This window comes from Haloarcula sp. CBA1115 (assembly GCF_000827835.1).
Lineage (GTDB): Archaea > Halobacteriota > Halobacteria > Halobacteriales > Haloarculaceae > Haloarcula > Haloarcula hispanica.
This window is the reverse complement of the sequence record NZ_CP010530.1, coordinates 115,419-134,901: the sequence shown is the minus strand read 5'-3', so window position 1 is coordinate 134,901 and position 19,483 is coordinate 115,419. Positions and strand designations below refer to the sequence as shown.

At 59.9% G+C, this 19,483-nt stretch carries 20 protein-coding genes and 2 pseudogenes; 11 read left to right on the top strand and 11 right to left on the bottom strand.

What is annotated here, in order from left to right:
- Positions 1–61 precede the first annotated feature (61 nt).
- Entirely contained in the window at positions 62–1,477 is a 1,416-nt protein-coding gene (locus SG26_RS17615; protein ID WP_014031078.1) for a sodium-dependent transporter, read from the top strand.
- A gap of 207 nt (positions 1,478–1,684) precedes the next feature.
- A complete protein-coding gene (locus SG26_RS17610; RefSeq protein WP_014031079.1) occupies positions 1,685–2,128 on the top strand; it encodes a MaoC family dehydratase in 444 nt (147 codons plus the stop codon).
- A gap of 254 nt (positions 2,129–2,382) precedes the next feature.
- On the opposite strand, the gene SG26_RS17605 is transcribed toward SG26_RS17610, so the two are convergent.
- Together SG26_RS17605 and SG26_RS17600 are read right to left on the bottom strand one after the other, a co-directional pair.
- On the bottom strand, positions 2,383–3,141 hold the full coding sequence (locus SG26_RS17605) for a creatininase family protein (protein WP_050038348.1): 759 nt from the start codon (positions 3,139–3,141) through the stop codon (positions 2,383–2,385).
- A gap of 893 nt (positions 3,142–4,034) precedes the next feature.
- Positions 4,035–4,229, bottom strand: a pseudogene (locus SG26_RS17600) (DUF393 domain-containing protein); the annotation flags it as partial.
- 227 nt (positions 4,230–4,456) lie between these two features.
- Between SG26_RS17600 and SG26_RS22225 the strand changes: the two are divergent.
- Both SG26_RS22225 and SG26_RS17590 read left to right on the top strand, forming a co-directional pair.
- Positions 4,457–4,972, top strand: a complete 516-nt coding sequence (locus SG26_RS22225) for an SHOCT domain-containing protein (RefSeq protein ID WP_023842992.1) — start codon at positions 4,457–4,459, stop codon at positions 4,970–4,972.
- A gap of 319 nt (positions 4,973–5,291) precedes the next feature.
- Positions 5,292–6,590 (top strand): DUF6498-containing protein, encoded by a 1,299-nt coding sequence (locus SG26_RS17590; protein ID WP_050038347.1) that lies wholly within the window; start codon positions 5,292–5,294, stop codon positions 6,588–6,590.
- A 41-nt stretch (positions 6,591–6,631) separates the two neighbouring features.
- On the opposite strand, the gene SG26_RS17585 is transcribed toward SG26_RS17590, so the two are convergent.
- Together SG26_RS17585 and SG26_RS17580 are read right to left on the bottom strand one after the other, a co-directional pair.
- A complete protein-coding gene (locus SG26_RS17585) occupies positions 6,632–7,015 on the bottom strand; it encodes a hypothetical protein (protein WP_044952865.1) in 384 nt (127 codons plus the stop codon).
- Between the two features lie 249 nt (positions 7,016–7,264).
- Entirely contained in the window at positions 7,265–8,455 is a 1,191-nt protein-coding gene (locus SG26_RS17580) for a PQQ-binding-like beta-propeller repeat protein (RefSeq protein ID WP_014031086.1), read from the bottom strand.
- Positions 8,456–8,683: 228 nt separating this feature from the next.
- On the opposite strand from SG26_RS17580, the gene SG26_RS17575 reads away from it, so the two are divergent.
- Both SG26_RS17575 and SG26_RS17570 read left to right on the top strand, forming a co-directional pair.
- A complete protein-coding gene (locus SG26_RS17575; RefSeq protein ID WP_014031087.1) occupies positions 8,684–8,896 on the top strand; it encodes a hypothetical protein in 213 nt (70 codons plus the stop codon).
- Between the two features lie 61 nt (positions 8,897–8,957).
- Positions 8,958–9,221, top strand: coding sequence for an MTH865 family protein (locus SG26_RS17570; RefSeq protein WP_014031088.1), 264 nt, complete (start codon positions 8,958–8,960; stop codon positions 9,219–9,221).
- 109 nt (positions 9,222–9,330) lie between these two features.
- On the opposite strand, the gene SG26_RS17565 is transcribed toward SG26_RS17570, so the two are convergent.
- From SG26_RS17565 to SG26_RS17555, 3 genes are all read right to left on the bottom strand, one after another.
- Positions 9,331–9,528 carry a heavy-metal-associated domain-containing protein gene (locus SG26_RS17565; protein ID WP_014031089.1) on the bottom strand — a complete coding sequence of 66 codons (198 nt, stop codon included), beginning with the start codon at positions 9,526–9,528 and terminating at the stop codon, positions 9,331–9,333.
- 454 nt (positions 9,529–9,982) lie between these two features.
- Entirely contained in the window at positions 9,983–10,375 is a 393-nt protein-coding gene (locus SG26_RS17560) for a universal stress protein (RefSeq protein ID WP_228841590.1), read from the bottom strand.
- 162 nt (positions 10,376–10,537) lie between these two features.
- The gene (locus SG26_RS17555; protein WP_050038345.1) at positions 10,538–11,893 is read right to left on the bottom strand and encodes a sulfatase; all 1,356 of its coding nucleotides are present in this window, start codon (positions 11,891–11,893) and stop codon (positions 10,538–10,540) included.
- A gap of 231 nt (positions 11,894–12,124) precedes the next feature.
- Between SG26_RS17555 and SG26_RS17550 the strand changes: the two genes are divergently transcribed.
- Entirely contained in the window at positions 12,125–12,550 is a 426-nt protein-coding gene (locus tag SG26_RS17550; RefSeq protein WP_014031092.1) for a ribbon-helix-helix domain-containing protein, read from the top strand.
- A 65-nt stretch (positions 12,551–12,615) separates the two neighbouring features.
- Here the strand turns inward: SG26_RS17550 and SG26_RS17545 are convergent, their stop codons facing one another.
- Positions 12,616–13,689: an NAD(P)/FAD-dependent oxidoreductase gene (locus SG26_RS17545; protein ID WP_050007604.1), complete on the bottom strand. Its 1,074-nt coding sequence runs from the start codon at positions 13,687–13,689 to the stop codon at positions 12,616–12,618.
- Between the two features lie 121 nt (positions 13,690–13,810).
- A complete protein-coding gene (locus SG26_RS17540) occupies positions 13,811–14,485 on the bottom strand; it encodes a ribonuclease HI family protein (protein ID WP_014031094.1) in 675 nt (224 codons plus the stop codon).
- A 157-nt stretch (positions 14,486–14,642) separates the two neighbouring features.
- Here SG26_RS17540 and SG26_RS17535 point away from each other — a divergent pair, with 157 nt between their 5' ends.
- A complete protein-coding gene (locus tag SG26_RS17535; protein ID WP_050038344.1) occupies positions 14,643–15,845 on the top strand; it encodes a PQQ-dependent sugar dehydrogenase in 1,203 nt (400 codons plus the stop codon).
- Positions 15,846–16,033: 188 nt separating this feature from the next.
- Complete coding sequence (locus SG26_RS21710; RefSeq protein ID WP_014031096.1) at positions 16,034–16,207, top strand: hypothetical protein; 174 nt, start codon at positions 16,034–16,036, stop codon at positions 16,205–16,207.
- Positions 16,208–16,273: 66 nt separating this feature from the next.
- On the opposite strand, the gene SG26_RS22030 is transcribed toward SG26_RS21710, so the two are convergent.
- On the bottom strand, positions 16,274–16,396 hold the full coding sequence (locus SG26_RS22030; RefSeq protein ID WP_255355560.1) for a hypothetical protein: 123 nt from the start codon (positions 16,394–16,396) through the stop codon (positions 16,274–16,276).
- 102 nt (positions 16,397–16,498) lie between these two features.
- Here SG26_RS22030 and SG26_RS22025 point away from each other — a divergent pair, with 102 nt between their 5' ends.
- Both SG26_RS22025 and SG26_RS22020 read left to right on the top strand, forming a co-directional pair.
- Positions 16,499–17,374, top strand: a complete 876-nt coding sequence (locus SG26_RS22025) for a TrkA family potassium uptake protein (protein ID WP_228841591.1) — start codon at positions 16,499–16,501, stop codon at positions 17,372–17,374.
- 57 nt (positions 17,375–17,431) lie between these two features.
- A complete protein-coding gene (locus tag SG26_RS22020; RefSeq protein WP_228841592.1) occupies positions 17,432–18,124 on the top strand; it encodes a TrkA family potassium uptake protein in 693 nt (230 codons plus the stop codon).
- Positions 18,125–18,204: 80 nt separating this feature from the next.
- Here the strand turns inward: SG26_RS22020 and SG26_RS17525 are convergent.
- Positions 18,205–19,445, bottom strand: a pseudogene (locus tag SG26_RS17525) (inorganic phosphate transporter).
- Positions 19,446–19,483: the final 38 nt, after the last annotated feature.

Genomic DNA, 19,483 nt, shown 5'->3' with positions numbered 1-19,483 from the left:
TCACGGGCAAGCAACCGAATCAACAGGGATTTGAGTACCCACTGTACAGACGTGTACACGAATGTCCGATCGTGATTCATGGATATCGAACCTCGGCTTCGTGCTGGCCGCCGTCGGCGGTGCCGCGGGCCTCGGGAACATCTGGCGGTTCCCGTGGCTGACCGCCGGGAACGGTGGCAGCGCGTTCCTCATCGTCTACCTGCTCGTCGTCGTCGGCATCGGCGTCCCGGGACTGCTCGCTGAGTTCGTCCTCGGACGCTGTGGCCGACAGACGCCGACCGCGGCGCTTCGCTCGCTCACCGGCTCCCGCTGGGGGTCGTGGCTGGGCGCGTTCAACGTCCTCACGACGCTCGTCATCCTTTCGTTCTACTCTGTCGTGGGTGGGTGGATCCTTCGCTACACGCTGGTCTCGCCGGTCGGGGCGTACTTCGGGCAGCCCCAGCAGTACTTCGGGGCAATGAGCTTCGGCCTCGAAGCGGTCGCCTTTCACCTGCTGTTTCTCGGGAGCGTCGCCGGGATCGTCTTCTTCGGCGTGAGCCACGGTATCGAACGCGTCTCGAAGGTGATGCTGCCCGGCGTCGTGCTAATCCTGCTCGGCCTCGCGGTATGGACGGCCACCCAGCCGGGTACGGCCGCCGGCTACGCGTTCTATCTCAGCTTCGACGCCGAGTATCTCGCCGCCAACTTCCTGAGCGTTATCGGGCCAGCGGCGGGCCAGGCGCTGTTCACGCTCTCGCTCGGCGCTGGGGTAATGCTGACGTACGCCTCGTATCTCGACGACAACGCATCCCTTCCGCGAGATACGCTGGTCATCGCTGTCTCGAACACGTTCATCGGTGTCCTCGCCGGCTTGGTCGTCATTCCGCTGCTGTTTTCCCAGGGTGTCGACCCCGGACAGGGCGGCCCTGGCGCGTTGTTCGTCGCGCTCGCGACGGCTTTTGCGACGCTTCCGGGCGGGGAACTCGTCGCGACGGCGTTCTTCGCGACCGTGTTGATGGCCGCGGTGACCAGCGGTATCAGCCTGCTCGAAACGCCGGTCGCCACGCTCGTCGATAGCTTCGGCGTCCCGCGACGCCGGGCAACGGTCTTGGTCTCGGCCCTGCTTGCGGCCACCGGGAGCGGGCTGGCACTCACGAGCCCGGTGTTCCAGTTCGTCTCCGGCACGCTCGCAGACTTAATGTTGACCGTCGGACTGTTCGCGTTCACCGTCATCGTCGGCTGGCTACTGCGCGGGGAAGCGCTGACGGAGTTCCGCGCCGGAACCGAAAGCTTCGGGTGGTTGGCCAGGCCGTGGCTCCTGACGGTCAGTTGGGTTCTCCCCGTCGTCGTGCTGTTCCTGCTGACGAACACGCTCGCGTCGCTCGCTGGGATGTCGCTGGGACTCGGCGGCCGAGCGCTTATCGCTGTGGTCGGCACTGTTGCCCTCGCCGTCGCAGTTACGAGCGGAAACTGGAGCGACCGACTGAGTTCGAGCTAAGTACGCCGCGCTTGATTCCGCTGCTATTCTGAGCACGGCACCACCGAGAGGGTTTGTTCGCCGCTTTGGCTTACTGCATATTGTTCGCCAGCGACTCTCGAACGCATCGCAATAATTCCTGAATCCGGTATTGCTGCCATACCCACGGAACTGCATTCTGTCGGTGATCGCGCCGGTTTTTTGTTTGTGCACCCTGTGCATGATCGTATGAAACTTTACGAGGATGTTTCGGTTGGCGACGTACGACAATCCGATGGATACACTGTGTCGAAATCCGAGATCGTAGAATTCGGCGAGAAGTACGATCCGCAACCGTTCCACACCGATGCGGACGCAGCGAAGGACTCCGTCTTCGGCGGGCTAGTCGCTTCCGGGTGGCAGACCGCCGCGATCTGTATGCGTCTCAACGTCGAGAACAGCGAGGATATGGCAACACAGGCTGGCGTCGGTGTCGACGATCTCCGCTGGCATCAACCGCTCCAACCCGGTGACACGCTACGACTACGAACCGAAATCATCGACAAGCGACCCTCCGACAGCGACCCGAGTCGTGGGTACATCACCACCCGCCACGAAGGACTGAATCAGGACGACGAACTGGTTATTTCATATGAGGCGACAGCCATGATCCGCCGCGAGACCGACGAGTGACGACACAGCCAAGCTGTGGGATACGTGCCAGTAACGTGGAGACCGCTCGTTTTTAGCCGTGTTCTGGCCCATAGCTGAGACGGCATCGCTCCCACCGGAACAATCTGAGACAGCCTGCGAGATTGCCACGTACGCACTCAGGTGTTGACGTGTATTCGAGTCGTAGTCACAAACTAGTATGCATCGGCGAGGCCTGCTGGTATCCGTTTTCTCTCAGCCAGCGCCCAAGTGGACACACACTCTCACGCCTTCGACTACACTGCGTTGCGTTCGGTCTCGACTGCCTCGACGTACGCCTCGACGACGTTCTCGATAATCGCTTCTCCGGCCTCGGTGGTCGCCGCTGTCGGATCACCGAGGACACCGTTTTCGGTGATTGATTTGAACCCTTCACTTAGCAGCCGAGCCGGCGAAATGTCACCTTCAGGCCCGGGTTCGATATTCTCCGTCCTGACGAGACCCTCATCGATGGCCAGCACAATCGCTGTTTCGGCGGCCCCGGCGTGGATTACATCCTGTTTGTACTCGATACCGGCCTTGCTGAGACCCTCATTCAGCAACTGCATGTGTTCGTCGAGGTCAGCGAGCGGGATCACCGAGGCTTCGAGTTCACGTGCAATGTCAGGAGCCACGGTTTTGACCGGCCCGAAGTTTCCACCGTGAGTCGGGACGAGAACGATGTGTTCGAAGCCATGGGTGTCGAGGGATCTGCAGTACGACCGGATGACATCCATCAATGTCTCGGGTGGCACGGTTATTGTGCCGGGGAATTCCATATGATGTCCCGAACATCCGGGGCGAATTGTGGGGGCGGCAAGAGCATCACCCATTTCGACCGCCATTCGGCGCGAGAGTTCGTCCCCGTCCAGCGTATCCATGTTCAGTGGCAGGTGTCGGCCGTGTTGTTCGATCGAGCCGACAGCGATGATAACCGTCCGTGTTCCGTTGTCGAGGGCAGATTCTATCTCCGGCCATACCATCTCCTCAAGACACACTGACCTGCGAGAAGCCATCACTGAGAGATGATAGCTATCGGATAAATATATGTCGAAAGCTGGATACTATTCCCTATCAGTCGGCAGCGGATCTGTTGCTGGCTCGGCTCTCTGTACTGATTATTTTCATCTGCAACCGAACGGTCACGGATATTGCCGTCATTGCTCGATATTGACCGCGATGATACTGTCTACGAACCGCTTCGCTGAGGGTAGTAACTATAGTAGCCATTGAAAACCAACGCACACCTGATCGCACGACGGCAGTGCGATCAGTGTGTACATCGTTTCAATTGTTACTATAGAAGAACCGGCTTTCGTCTCGTCAGGACTATGAATGACTTTACGCTTCTAAACAGTCAGTGCAGCGGCCAGCACCGGGTAGTGAGGGCCCACCACATTCTGTGCAAGCATCAAGGTTTGTGGTGCTATCATCCCGTGAGAGAGGTATCGTTTCCAGCGCTTTTCGCAACCGCCTCTTCATGTAGTTCGGTATTGTGTTGAACTATCTTAATATTTGGGGAAGTAATTCGGATAGGATGAGTAACTAGTGTATTAACTGCTATATGGTGAGCAGGATTAAAAATTATAGCGGGAATTTCTATATATTCAATCAAATAAGGGTATGTCCCCATCATACCGACGCTGCATTCCTTCCAGAAGGATACCAGAAGCGGAGTGCCAGAACTTGTTACTTGCCAGCCCGAATGGGTAGTATGGCGATTGACCCACTAACAAACGACGAGGTTCTGGCAGGACTCGAAGACTGTGAGGCGACGGCGGTCCCGACAGCCCAATCTCTGTACGCCTTGCGGCCCCGAAACCGTATGTCACGACACATCTCCAGCAACTCACCCTGAAAGGCTTGGTCGGGTTCAACACACACCGAGAGGTCCGGCGCTGGCGGCTCACACCTGCTTTGCCGGCTGATCGATCAGTACCATCGCGAACGGTGGGTCGTCGAACTGGGCCGTCAGAAACGACTGGGCCGACTCTTCATACCACGAGATGGCACCGATATCCTCGACCTGTTCGAGGGCTTTCGCAGCCACCGAGCAGTACGGACACTCCCCGTCGTAACTGAGAACCGAGCCATATCTGGCCATACACATATTAGGGGTTCTCGCCGAATATATCGTTGGATTGGAGACCACACTCGGTCGAGTCAATCGTTCAGAGCACGTCCGGAGTGACTGTTACGCCGCCCAGCAACGGTCCAGATTTTACACTGTCACATTGGCTGTGCTGCGTGTCTCCGTTATCGTCACAGCCACCAATCCGGTCGATCAGGTGGTATGAGAAAACATTTTGTATCAACAACGTGTTCTTTGATATGAATGTCCTCCAAAGATATCCCGGACAGAACGAAGTCATGTATAATCGGATAGCTCGGTTAATTCCCGAACATCCACGGAAGCGGGCTAATTTGGCTGTATCTGGCTTCGTGATCGGTGTGATATTCCTGAGTAGCTGGCTTATCAGAGTCGGAAACTATGTCCTCCATCCTAGTTATGTGTCAGCGAGTGCGTTTATCTCGTTCCTCCTTGGGTCCGGATTCATTCTGAGTTCGATATATCTGTTCTACACGCTTAGTGAGCAATCGAACACTACTGACCGAGGCACAGAAGACGAAGATACCGCTTCAGCGATCGATATACTTCGCAAGCAGTACGCAACGGGGGCAATCACTGACGAGGAATTCGAACATCGGTTGAATACGCTGCTCCAATCCGAAGACACTGATCAGCGTGACCAGTCAGAACCGACACCGCTTGACAATTTAGTAGATAGCGCGGCCAGCGCTGATTCTCCATCCACAGCAGAACTGAACACTGAACAAAGCCGGTGAGTCAGTTTCCGTGTAACTAGACTGGCGGTTAGCTCAGGATGGGACCCAGACTTTGGCAAGCGTACGGCCTGTACTGACCGCTACCGACCTGTTCTGACCGGTAATTGGAATGCGAGCGTATCTGCTGTCTCTGACACGCAAGCCCTGATGAGACCAACAGTGCATACGAAGCGTTCTATAATCCATTCGATGGCAGTGCGTAGCCAGTCTTATCCGCGATTCAGGAGGTCGCCAGCGTACTGAAACTCCGCTTGTAGCGTAGCACACTGCTGGCCGTGCAATCGTTTCGTTCATATGCCATTAGCCGTCACCACGGATAATGCCCTTCACCAGACGGGTTCTCTACGCGGAGAATAGCCGTCGGACAGAACTCCTCAGCACCATCGTCTCGAATTCTCTCCCCGTCGTTGGCGTCGGGTTGTTTGACTGGAGTGCGGCTGCATTGCTGTTTCTGTACTGGTTCGAGCTCGGCGTCGACTCGGTCTGGGCACTCGTTCGGGCAGTGTTCGCTGGTCGCCCGCCGGATATTGAGACCAGCACCTTGCTTATGGGCCCGCTGGCGGAACGACAGTTCGCCCTCTCCGTCCCGCGAACCGGTTTACGAGTCTATCTCACGACGCTACTCGCGCTCCCAATTACCGTTCTAATTCTGGCAGTCGTTTGGTTGTTTACTGGGGGCCTGCTCATCGGTCCACTGCCGGAACCCAGTACAGAGACGGTAACTGGTGTGCTGCTGGCGACTATCGGGATTTTCGTTCTGACGGGAATCACAACGGTACGGAATTACTTTTACAACGGGGAGTATCGGAAACACAACTCGACGACGGCGTTTCGAGGACTGTTACCTCGGATCGTAACCGTCTTTTTCGGCGGCATACTCACGCTGGCACTGATAACAGCAGCTACGGAGGGGCCTGAAGCAGAACTCGGCAGTTTTGATCCGACTGTCGTCGGACTGCCACTGCTACTCATGGTCGTCTGTTTCAAATTCACGTCCGACCTCCTGGGCGTCTACAGCGACCGTCTTGTCGTCTATTTCAAGACATACGATGAGGAATACGGCTGGCAAACGGCCCCGCCGAAGGCTCGCTCCGTCGACGGGACGCTCACTGATGCACCTGAGCGGGTGCGTCCAGTTTGCTGGGGACGGGTCATCGGCGGCCTCCTCCGGTTTCCGTATCACCCAGGAAGCCTGTTTCTCGGTGGCATGGGGCTGCTCGTTGCGGTCCTGTTTGCAATTGGCAGTGCGTGGGACATCGTCGCCGTGATCGTTCTCGCAAGCGTTAGCATCCCGGCTCTCCTGCTGTGTCTCGATCAGCTATTGCGATACGGGACAATCGAATACCGGATTGACCCTGACGCTGGTGCGCTCGTCGCATATGACTGTCTGTTCGGCACGGCACTCTGGCGCATCGAGTCGTGGGAGGAAAGTGGCCTCCGCGTCGAGCAGACGCCGCTCGATTCGCTGCTCGGAACAGAGACGGTTACTATCGAACACGCTGAGGGGGAGTATATACTACCACATCTACCCGATGCCGCCTCGGTCGTCGCGGTGTTTGACCGACAACCCGAGCGTTCAGAACAGGTAATCCCTGGTCGGGCTGGGTTACTTGGGTGAGTCGGCTGTTCGTTGTCTGGAACAGGTCGCCGTTGGCCCCGTTATCTTTCCTCGGAGACGGTGTTGTCGGTCCACAGGTCGTAGCCGACGACAAGCGCCATGCCACTCGTCGGGATAATCAACAGCAGCCTGCCAACGGGTGAGAAGTCGACACCTGCCATCGAGAGACCGATGTACGCAACAGCGAGTACTGGTGGGACAGTGAGGGCGGCACCGAGTCGAGTACTGTCTGCCCGCAGGTAGCCGATGCCCCAGCCGACGAGTCCCAGGATTACGAACGGGATCGCAAGAGCCCAGATGAGGAAGGCGGTTATTTCTCTCCCGATATCGTTTGTGCCGGCTGTGGTGAACAACAGCGTTCCAAGCACACAGCCGCCAGTCCCAAAGAGAGCGCCGAATGCGAACGCGCGCTGCAAGCGAGACATCGACGCGCTGTCACGCCTGAGTACTGTGCTCAGCCCGACTAACAGCAGCGCATTCGCGCTTATGATGAGTCCCGGCCTGAGCGTCCGTTGTACCCAAATTGCGCTAAACGCCGGTGGGTTGAACACATACGAATCACCCGGCCGCGGTGTCGGCCAGAGTTCGAGCGGCACCGCGGTGATGAGCAGACAGACTGCACTCAAACCGAGGATCGGACCGGCGAGCCGATATGAGCGACGCCACATAGCGGATCACTCACCTCCGAGAGCCACGACGGTTCCGTCCGGCGACACGCTCACGATTCCGCCATCGAGTACCGCCAGTGAGACAGCCTGATACTCGGCCGGATACTGCCATACTGCCTCGCCGAGGCGCGTGGTGAACGCGGTGAGGCCATCGTCACTCTGGAATGTGAACACAGCGTCGTCAGCCGCGGCAGTCACCGCGCCACCGATATTGATTTCGGAGCACCACCGGGGCTTCGGTGGCCCGTTATCGACGCGGTCGAAGGCGAACGTCGCGCTGGATGACTCACCGGGGCGCTCGATTGCGTACACGCTATCGGGCGTCACGACCGGAAATTCGAGTGACCGTCTGTCGTCGAGACGCCACTGCTCGGTCCCGTCGGTGAGTGACCGACCTATCAGGTCGCCGTACGTACCGCTCACATAAACGGTCCCGTCAGAGACGACGGGGTATCCCGAAGGTCGGTCCGAGTGTTCCCACTGGACCTCGCCGGCTGCGGCATCCACTGCCGTTATCTTCTCACCGGCGATGACGACGGTACTGTCGGCTGCGGCCAGCCTCGTCCCGTCGGCGGTCGCCGTCCACTGCCGGCGTCCGTCGTCGGTCGCAAATCTCGCTACCCCGTCAGTCGTGGGAACGAACAGGGCGTCATCAGTCACTGTCGGAACGCCTGCCCCGGCCGTGTCGGTGTTTCGCCACGCAACAGATCCATCTCCAATTTCAAGTGCAGTGACACTGTCCGCTGTCGCGAGAAAGACGCGACTGTTGGATATTACCGGCGGCGCTGGTTCGTCTCCAATGTCGACCACTGACGGAACTGTCGCCGGTGTGAGATCGCGCCGCCACTGTTCTGTGCCGTCACGGAGCGATAGGGCGACGACACCGGTCGCTGTCGTTAGCACGACAGTTCCGTCGGCGACAACCCCCGCGCTTGCACCGGCGGTTTCACCGCCACCAGACGATGTTGAAATATCTGCGTGCCATCTGACCGACGGCGTCGTGGTTTCCATCCCGACCGGCGCATAGCCTGTGTTCGTCGTGTCAAACCGCGGCAACGGCCACGAGCCGTCGGGCACTGTCTCGAAGCCGGCGCTGTTGACTCCCGGGTCAACTGTATGCGATGGGTCTGGTGCGCCGTCGTCAGGGCACGACGACGAACAGCCAGCGATGCTGGCGACTGATCCAGTGGCGACCATTCCGAGGAATGTCCGCCGCAACGTGGAGGGCATCGACTGCTCATTTCGATAGCTCAATAAAAAATGTTAATATGATATCTCAATATGCAAGAATTTCAGCTTCCGGTTTTCCAGAAGACTCACACACACACTCTGAGCAACAGTGTGGGAGACTCTCTCCTATTAATCAAGGCTCACTTCACGGGCAAATCCAGCAAAACTTAGTAAATCACTCCCAATAGCGGTTCTATGGCTGAAACGACACTCGCCACAATTGACGAACTGCTGGAGGGCGCTTTCGACGACGTGGACGACCCCGATGTCCGATACAAACTCAGAAGTGCGCGACAGCTTCTCCAAGTAGTGCAACAGCGACAGGATATCGTGGACGAAGCCATCGATACTGCCGTTGAAGACGAAGAGATCCTGAAAAACCTCCGCGACCTCGGCTATACCGAGTGATCCGCTACTCCTACCGTTGTCACAGAACAAGCCTTTTGTCTTTCTCAACCAAGTCTCCACTATGACAGAAGACACTGCCGAACAGCTTAGAGCGGAATTAGAGGCAGTTTTCACCAGCGCCGAATACCCCGTCGAGGAACCGATGGAGCTGGTGCCAGTTCTGCCGGACGGCCCAAGTACGACGTTCGAAGCAGGGGACGTCAGCGTGGGGGTGATGGATTTTGGCACAGAATACGCTGAGTATCAGGACTATCCCTACGAGACAGCTGCAGCCCTTATCGACGATCTGATGGTTGGCTTTCGGGAAGAGGGGCTGTTTGACTGAGCGGGACTTTCCTCACACCGCCTGACTGCGTGATGGGTAGTCGCTACTCAGCAGTAGCTAACGAAGTCGTGTCGACAACAGCTACAACAGTATTCGCGGTGGGACTGCCTCAGGCCTTTGCGTCATACCCCGCGTCCTCCACAGCGGCGATGAGTTGTTCTGTGCTGACGTCGCCGTCGACAGACACCTGCTCGGCGTCTTTGTCGGCTTCAGCGCCTTGGACACCAGCGAGCGCCTCGATGGCCTCCTCGACGGTTTGCTCGCAGTGACCACAACTCATCCCTTCGACGGTCAACGTCGTAGACATAGCAGTTTTGACGAAGGATGCGCAGAACTTCTGGGTTACGACTTACCCGCCAGAACAGCACCTAATAGTGACATCTGGATAAGTATAGTTGGTTTCAACAATTCAATACATAGTGCTTCTATATGAGATTATTATCAATACTTGGATCTATACTCAACACAGAGAAGTATCGAACCGTTCCAGATTTACGCCCAGTAGCGCTCGGCCAGTCTCGCCGATAGCGGAACTCATCTCAGTATCCGGTTCTGACCGACAATAAGTACCGCCGAGGCGTGTCCATAGCTCTCACAGCCGATTGGCAGCGGGTCTAGTCCAAGAGCGACGCGGCTGCTGGAACTTTTAAGCGACGGGTGATGGGATTGTTCTGGCCTGCTCAAGTCGCACCACGGTCCGTCGAGCCCGTAACAATCGCTACCGCCGGAGAACTGCTTGCGGCCAGTGTGTGACTACACACCTAGTCCGACTCGGAAACGTCAACAGTGAGTACCGGAACGGACGACTTCGTGACGACCTTCTGCGCTGTGCTCCCGAGCATGTTCTTTTCGTACTTGTCTGCCTGCGTTCCCATCGTAATCAGGTCGATGTCGGCGTCAGCAACGTACGATACGATGCGGTCTGCTGGTTTGCCCCGCTGGATAGCCGTCGAGACCTCGATTCCTTCCTGTTCCAGCGTGTCTCGGACGACCGACGTGGCCTCTTCGCCCTCCGTTCGCAGGTTCTCTAGCACCTCGTCCTGCATCTCGTCATCCATCGACAGGAACGCTCGGTCGTCGACGACATACAGCGCGTGGACGGTGACGTCCCGCCCGTCGGCAATATCGATTGTGTGTTCCAGTACCTGCTTCATTGACGCACTCCCATCCGTTGGAACGAGAATATCGCTATACATCGTTCGTACAAATCAAGTTGTCACAAACATCCCTTTCGATTCTGTTCAGGCATCGCAAACACGGCAGCCGTACCACGATTGTGGCGGACGATGCTCGGTGCAGGCCTGCGTGGCACCGACTTAGAGATAGCCGAGTCGCTCCAACCGCGACTCGAGGTCGACGTCGTCGAAGCCATCGATATCGTATTCTGCCATTTCGTCCTCCCCGGCAGCGAGTTCGGTGATGTCGAGTGTCTCACTTTGCTCTGCGGAGTCAGCGACAACGTCTGACGGTGGGCGATCGATAGGTGTGCCGTCGCTGGGCTCGGACCGCCGGCCCCGCACGACCGCTTCGTACTCATCCGCTCCCCACGCTGCGCGCTTGTATACGGTGTCACCGGGTCCGTTCTGGTACACGAGCGACGCCGGCTGTTGGAACCGGTCCGGCTCGTCAGTGTACTGCTCGGCGTACTCTGCCGTCTGCCCGGTCGGTGGTGCCTGGTACGCAGTCGTCTGCCCGTCTGGTGCGACGAACCACCCGGAGTCGTCCACTTCCCCGTCGAAGGCAGCCAACACGGCGTCAGGAAACCGCGACAGCGTCGCCAGGGACTCGATTCGCCGCCCCTCGGTCTGCCCCGGACCTCGGACGACCAGTGGGACGTGAAACAGTTCCTCCTGTGTCCCCATCCCGTGCATGACGGCCGGTGGCTCGGTAGCCGCCTGTGGCGGTTCTCCGAACCCGTCACCGTGGTCCGCCGTGATGACGACCAGCGTGTCGTCTAAAACGCCGCGTGCTTCCAGGTCACCAATCACCTGCTCCAGAATAGCGTCAGTCTGTCGAATCGCGCCGTCGTACAGCGGTTCGAGCAGCTGTCCGACGCCCGGCGGGAGTTGCTCTCCGTAGACGCTCCACTCCCACTTGATCGGGAGTTCGTCGTGCATTCCCCAGTACAGGTCCGCGCCCCACTCGTCGTAGGCGTCCCGCGTCGCGTACGGCATGTGCGCGTCCATCAGATTGAGGCACGCGGCCCAGGACTCAGTTTGCTCGTCGACCCACTCAGTCAGCTCGTCGGCGTACCAGAAGCCGTCGACACCGTTGCGGGTTTCGGACGGGTCGTCAACGTCTGTTGAATCGGGCCGTTCCGTGACGACGGTCTCGAAGCTGTCGCTGAGCCCGGATGGATGAACGGTGAGATACGGGTTCTCGGTGAATACGCCAGTTTCGTATCCTTCCTTGTGGAGGAAATCAAAGATCGTCTGGCCGGGCTGCAGCCGTTCGGTAATCTTGAGCGTGTGGCCCTCCGCCGGAACTCCGGTGAACAGGCTCGTATGAGCCGGCAACGACCAGCTCGCGGTTGTCCGTGCCTGCGTGTACACCGTCGCCTCACGACCGAACGCTTCGAGAAAGGGGGTGGTTCTGCGTCGATGACCCAACAGCGAGGTGTTCGCCGCACGGACACAATCAAGAACGACGAGTAACACGTTCGGGCGACCCATTGTCAGGCTTTAGAAGGTATCCACGGCAAAAGTATGTTCTGTAACCGCTATCTTTCACGACAGCACCAGTGACCAGCACCGAGATCTTCTACCAGTACGCGTCTGATTTGTCTCTCGCTGCGATACAAGACGCTCGCGATATTCTCACCACTTCGAGGTAGTTCGTCGCTGCTGGAGCTACGCTATGCTCTCAAGACGCACTGGGTCGGGCCTCGCGTGAGTATATTTTATATGGGTCGACAGTCTGATACCAACAACGTGGTCAAATCGACGGTCCGGTTTCCCGAAACGGTGATGGACTGCGTCGAGGAGATGGTAGCGGAGGGTGTCTTCTCGAACAAGTCCGAGTTTCAACGCTTCGCTGTCGAGTACGTCCTTTCGGAGATCGAGGACTACGAGCCCGAGATGGTTGATTTCGACGAGCTACAGAAAGAGGTCTTCCAGCACCAGCCGGCTTCCAGCGGGGCCGAGATGTCGCCGGAGATCAACGAGAACTTCTACGAAAACGCGGCGCGCGTCCGGCAGTTCGCGATCCGCGGTGACATCGAGACGGCAGAGGAGTATATCGACACTGCGTACCCCGTCACCGACCCCCGCTGTTTGCTCCTTGACGACTTGCTCGAACCCTACCGACAGCGCGAAACCGAAGACGAATAGGTCGTTTCCCGGAGCCGGTACTCGGCTCCCTCGTCGCCTCTCCGGTTGAACTATTCTACGGCGCGTCAGTCGTCGTCAGCGCGGGCTTCTGGCGTCGCCTCCGAATGTGGCCCGGCGGCGTGTCCTTCGTGCGTCAGCGCTGTCGCGAACAGTTCTTCGGAGACCGCGGGAACGTCCACGTCCTCGACCGCACCCTCGGACTTGATGTCGTCGACTGAACGGGGGTACTTCCTGAGGTCTTTGTGGATCGCGATGCCCGCGTCCGCGCCCTCACCCATGGCGATTGGGATCTGATTGTGGCCCGGCGTCAGATCTCCGACGGCGTAGACGCCGGAGATACTGGTCTCGCCGTGGTCGTCGACGGCCACAGTCCCGTCGTCGTTTCTATCGAGTCCCAGTTCGTCGGCTAGCTCCGCGTGATAGTCTGACCCGAGCATCGGGAAGCCGCCTTTGTACTCCCGAACGCTCCCGTCCTCGAACTCGTAGGCCGATAGCCAGCCGTCGTCGTCAGTCCGCTTGCCCGACAGCTCTGTATCGACGATATCGACCGGGTGATTGTCGAGCATCGTCTGCGTCTCGTCGCTCCACTCCGGCTCGTCGCCGCGAGTCAGTATGTCCACGTCGTCGGTGTAATTCAGCATAATCATCGCGACGTGGGCCGCGGCTTCGCCGGTGCCCATGACGAAGACGGGCTCGCCGACGAACATGAACGCGTCACAGTGGAGACACCAGTGCAGCCCTTTCCCGGTCCGCGGCAGCGGCGGATCCGGACGCTCGTCGGCGAACCCGGTCGCAAGGACGACTCGCTTTACTGCCAACTCATCGTCGCTCGTCGTCACGGTGAACCCGTCCTCGTTCCCGTCGGCGAGTGGTTCGACCGATTCGACGAAGCCCCGCTCGTAGGTCCCGCCGTAATCCTGCACCTGCTCGCGTGCAGTTTCTAAGAATTCGTTCCCCGAAACGTCCTCGGTGACGCCGATGACGTTGTGCGTGTCGGTCATCATCGCGGCGCGGCCGCCACCGCGGTTGATAACGATCGTGTCCATCCCCAGTCGGGTGGTGTACAGTGCGCTCGTCAGCCCGGCCGGCCCGCCGCCGACCACGGCCACGTCATAGTCGTACCGCCCATCGGTGTACATTAACACAGAATACGTGCTCGAGGAATAAAAACAGCAGAACAGCGGCCATCTACACAGCAATTCGACGCTGGTGTTACGCTCCGCGAGCGACGCGAACGACAGGCTCGCTGGCACCCCTGTCTCACCCAGGGCCGAGGGCTGCGATGTCGGCCCCGACCGTCGCCTGTGCATCAGCCGGGTTCGGATCACTGTCGGCCAGATGCGTCCATTCGTGGGCGGGCAGCGCCGACAGGTGGTCAGTGATCGCCGTGCTGTACGGCGTCGCTTTCACGGTGCTCTCTTTGTTACCCCAGATGTGGTTGATGACGGTCATCGAATCGATGCGTATCTCGACCGTCTCTGGGTCACACCGTGCCGCCAGTGCCCGCAGTCCGAGATGGAGGGCGGCGTATTCGGCGACGTTGTTGTTCGTCCGAGAGCCGACCGGACGCCCGAGTCGGGCAATCGGTGTCTCATCGGCCTGAATCACAGCACCGGCACCGGCCGGCCCGTTACTGTGTGCGCTGCCGTCCACATAGAGCACTACCTGTGCCACGTCGGAGGTAGCCGCGCCCTGCTGTGACGGGGGCGGGCCAGATACAACAAGCTCGTCGATTGCGGTCCGTATTTCATCGGCGGATGTCTCCGGGTCGAACAGGCCACCGTAGCCAGCGACGGCAGCATTGATCGCATCGATAGCGGGGGTGAGTTCGTATCGATACAGGGCCAGCAGCTCGTCGACCCGCGTCGCCAGCGGCGAGAGCGTCTCCGCTGGCAGACGCTCTCTCTCACCTGCTGGCTGATTGTGACGGTCCATCAATAATGCGTAGCTGCGGGTGGCTAAAAGACACTTCGCCGCGATAGGCGAGGGATGGCAGGATGCGTCCCGTGAGTACCGGCTACTGACGAGTCGGGTTTCTGATAAACCAATCGGGACCGCAGTTAACAGCCCCGCGACCGTAGCTGTAGCTACAATGGACCGACGGACGTTCCTCGCTGTGAGCGGGCTCACGGCCGCTGGAACACTCGCAGGCTGTAGTGCCCCCAGTGACGACCAGCAAGGGGACGGCGCGACAGCGACGGCTTCCGGACAGGCCGACGGTTCAGAGACGGCTGTCGAGACCGTCGCCGACGGACTCGAATCGCCCTGGAGCGTCACGCCGCTGCCCGACGGCTCACAGTTGCTAGTCACAGAGCGCGTCGGCCGCGTGGTGGTGGTCGATTCGGCCGACGGAACAATTACGCCTGTCACTGGCGCACCGTCGGTGTACGCGAGCGGTCAGGGCGGGATGCTCGATGCGGCGCTCCACCCCGACTTTCCGGACCCGGCCTGGGTGTATCTGACATATTCGAAAGCCAACGACAGCGGTGCGTCGGCGACACATCTGGGCCGTGGTCGCCTGAACGCCGCTGACGCGCAGTTCGAGACGTTTGAACAACTGCACGTCGCGGAGCCCTTTATCGACTCTGACGGGCACTTCGGGTCTCGCGTCGTGTTCGGCCCGGACGGGTTGGTGTACGTGACTGTCGGCGACAGACAGTTCAAGGACTTCGGGCCCGACCACGTCGCGCAGGACAGGACGAACGAACTCGGGACCACGCTTCGGCTGACGCCCTCGGGTGGGATTCCCGACGCGAACCCGTTCACCGACGACCCGGACGCGGTCGATTCGATATTCAGCTACGGCCACCGCAACGCCCAGGGGATGACCGTCCACCCCGATACCGGCGACATCTGGCAGACCGAGTTCGGCGAGCAGGACGGCGACGAAATCAACATCGTCGAACGGGGCGCCAACTACGGCTGGCCGGTCGCCGACGAGGGCTGTACCTACGGCAGCGGCGATCCGATCGGCGTCAGCCACGCGGAGCGCGACGACGTTGTTGCACCAGTGTATTCGTGGGACTGCGGATTGGGTGGCTTCCCGCCCAGCGGCACGACGTTCTACACCGGTGACGCCTTCACGGAGTGGACCGGCGACTTGCTCGTCGGCGGGCTGGCTTCACAGTATCTCGCCCGGTTCACCGTCGATGGGCGAACAGTCGAAGAAGCGACGCCCCTCCTCGCCGACCGCGGGTGGCGCATCCGCGACGTGGTGGTCGAGCCCGAAACCGGACACGTCCTCGCTGCAATCGACTCGTCTGACGCACCTATCGTGCGACTCCGCCCCGCCTGAATCGAGTGATTCGGCGACAACCGTGTGGGCTGGCGACCTGTGTCCGTAATCTGAATTAGTGTTGGAGCGATGCACCAACGGTGATCGGGGCCGTTCTGGTCCCATACTCCCACAGATCCCTATCGATCAGACTCGACCAGCGAGGCCGGTACCGCGCCATTTTTGCTTCTGAACCCGCTACACTGGCTGTGAACCAGACTGCGATTCTGCACGCCGCGTTCGGAGTACTGATCGTCGCAGGGTTCCTCGTCTCGGCACCTCTGAGCTATGGCCTCTACGGGCTGGGGGCTGCCTGTTTCATTGCCGGCATCCTACTCGCACGGCGGGATAGCGACGGATCGGAAACCGCCGATAGCGTCTGATATCGGAAACGCGACATGGGGTCCGGTATCAGGATGAGGTAGAGCGGTTTGCGGGGCTGTACTGCTCTACCGATATGAACGCCTGTGAGGGTAGTCGTCGGCGGGCGTCTCGGCTTCCTCGGTGGAACCGAGCGGTTCCTTGGGCTTGATCGGGTCGCCCGATTCGAGTCCCTTTTCGGCGAGTGCCACACTCCCCATGACCTCGATGATGAGTCGGTTGGCAGCTCACCGGTGATTGAACCGCTCCCTCTCGGGAGTGGCTATTATGGGTCTGACACCTGATGCCGAAGCATGGACCGGCGAACGCGGCTCATCGTCTATTATCTCGCCATCGTCGTCAGCGTGCTCTCTGGGTTCGTGGTTCTCTACAACTACGGGATGGCTACATGGGAGGGGCGGCCCCAGCCGTTGTACCGCTCGGTAGAGGTCGTCGTTCAAACGGTCACCACCGTCGGCTACGGCGGGGACGCCCCGTGGACGAGCCCGCAGATGAACTACCTCGTCTCACTCATGGCACTCTCGGGACTCGTGCTTATTTTCGCGGCCCTCCCGGTGCTCGTGGTCCCGCTCTTCGAGGACGCGTTCACCTCCAGTGCCCCCGCCTCGGTTCGTGGGCTCGATAACCACGTCGTCCTCTGTAACTACGGGCCCCGTGAAGAAGTTCTCATCGACGAACTCACCGCACGCGGCGTCCAGTACGTCATCATCAAGCAGGATCGGGAAGCCGCGGACGAACTCCACGCGGCAGGGTATACGGTTATGTCCGGAGATCCGGAGTCGGACGCGGCCCTCAAGCGTGCCCGACTCGAGCACGCCGACGCCCTGATCGCAAACGTCGACGACGAAACCAATCCGAGCGTCCTCCTCTCGGCTCGGGAGGTCGATTCCGAGGTACGGACGGTCAGCCTGACTGAAGATCCGACCACCGCGGACTACCATCGGTTCGCCGGGGCCGATCATGTCCTCTCGCCCAAGCGAATACTGGGCGAACAGCTCGCGGGCAAAGCCATCGGCACGTTCGACCCCGAAGCTATCGAAGGCGTCGAAATCGACGAAGACTTCGACATCGCGGAGTTCCCGCTCCAGAGCGGCAGCGAACTGATCGGCCAGACCATCGCCGAGAGCGGTATCTTCGAGCGGACAGGTGCCGCCATCATCGGGGTGTAGGTTCGGGGGAATTTCCACAGTCCACCCCCGCCGGATGTCCGATTTGACGCCCGAAGTGTGCTCGTTGCGACCGGGCGAGAGACGGAACTCGACCAGTTGAAGGAGATGACGCTGTTCGAGGGCCGGCACCGTCGGGGAGACGTCGTCATCGCGGGGATGGGTGTCGTTGGACGGTCCGTCACGAGCTCGCTCACAGATGCCGGGTTCGAATACACGACCATTGACCCCGAGGACCACCCAACGGTCGACGTGGTCGGCGATGCGACGGACCGCGATGTCCTCCGTAAGGCGGACATTATGGACGCCGGCACTGTCGTCCTCGCGTTGCCCGACGACACGGCTGCTATCTTCGCGACGTTCGCGATTCGTGAACTGAACCCCCGGATAGAAATCATCGCCCGAGCGAACGAGCACGAAAACGTGTCGAAACTGTACCGCGCCGGTGCCGACTACGTGCTCTCGCTCGCCGCCGTCAGCGGGCGGATGCTCGCGTCAATCGTACTCGACGAGGAAATCCTCTTCCCGGGAACGCAACTGAAACTCATTCGAACGACAGTCACGGACGCTGTCGGCAAATCGCTCGCTGATGCCGACATCCGTAACCGGACCGGCTGTACCGTCGTCGCCGCCGAACGGGAGAGGCGTGTCATCACGAACCCTGCCGCGTCGTTCGTGATCGAATCCGGGGACGAACTCATCGTCGCCGGAATCGACGAGAACATCAGTCGGTTCCAGTCGACATTCGTCTGACGGGCTCTCCTGCGGACCGAGGGCGGCCCCTGGGTCCAAGTACTTCCCAAATCACCGACGGGGCCGGTCGGATGACCGGCTCACAGCAGGAGAGCGAAGAGGAGGTACGACCCGACGACAGACAGCGACGGCGTGAGGACCCAGAGAATGACGATCCGGCTCGTCGCTGCCGGATCGAACAGGTTCTCGGCGGTCAGTTCCTCGATGTCCTCCTCGCCAATGGCTGGGACTGATGGAGACGTCTCGGGGGTAGGGGACTCTCCGGCTGCGAGTTCGCCCACAGTTGGACCCGCTGGCTTCTCTTCCTCGGTTGATGGGGCGGCGAGAGCGCCAGTACTGAGATTCGGCCCCGGATTGGACTCGGATGGTGGCGTCGCGAGTTCCGTAAGCGTGACAGCGCGACTCGCTCGGCCCCACCCTAGACCGATGATACAGCAGGTCGTGCTCACCGCGAGGCTCGCTGGAATGCCGTAGTACGAGAGGACGGTGATGATCGTCGCACCGACGGAGGAGACGATGAGGGCTGCCAGAATCGGTAGGTCAGTAATGCCGTCGCCGACGGTTGCGAGAGTGCGTCTGGCGATGGTGAACCCACCGAGGCTGATGGCTGCGACCGCGAGGAGCACGCCCTGATCGATACTGACGGCCCCGTTGCCGACCAGCGGGGCGACTGCGTTCGCAGCGTTCGAGGCCCCCGCGCTGAAACCCATGTAACAGGCGATGGCCAACACCAGCGCCGACCCGATGAGGTCACGGGGGACGCGTTTCTGTTGAGGCGGAGGCGGGGGAACCGGCCCGACCGGTCGATCTGTACCAACTGCCGTTCGAGGCGCGTAAACGACAGTCGAGCTTCGAGTTGCGGATAGGCGTACCGACCGATGGCCGCCCCGATGACGAGGCCGATGAGCGGGGCGACGATCCACGCGGAGACGATTGTAAACATCAACGCCTCGTTGAGCGATCCCGTCGCGAGTCCGAGCCCCACAATCGCCCCCACAGCCGTCATCGAGGTCGAGGCGGGGACGCCATAGATGTTTGAAACCAGCAGCGAGAGGCCAGTGAAAAACAGGACGCCGACACCGGCTACCGGGGTGAACTGTGCGGCCGGTACGATCCCCTCGCTCATCGTGACGATGACGTTGCGGCCGACTGTCCACGCTCCGATGAACGCGAACACGCTGAACAGTGCCGCCGCTGTTACCTTTCTGACCAGCTTGCTCCCGACAGCCGGCCCGAACGCGACGCCTGTTGACGAACCGCCGATGTTAAATCCCACAAACCCGGCGACGAGTAAGCCGAGGACGAGAAGCAGCGAGACCATGAATATGATCCTCTACGGACCATTTCGGATACAGGCAT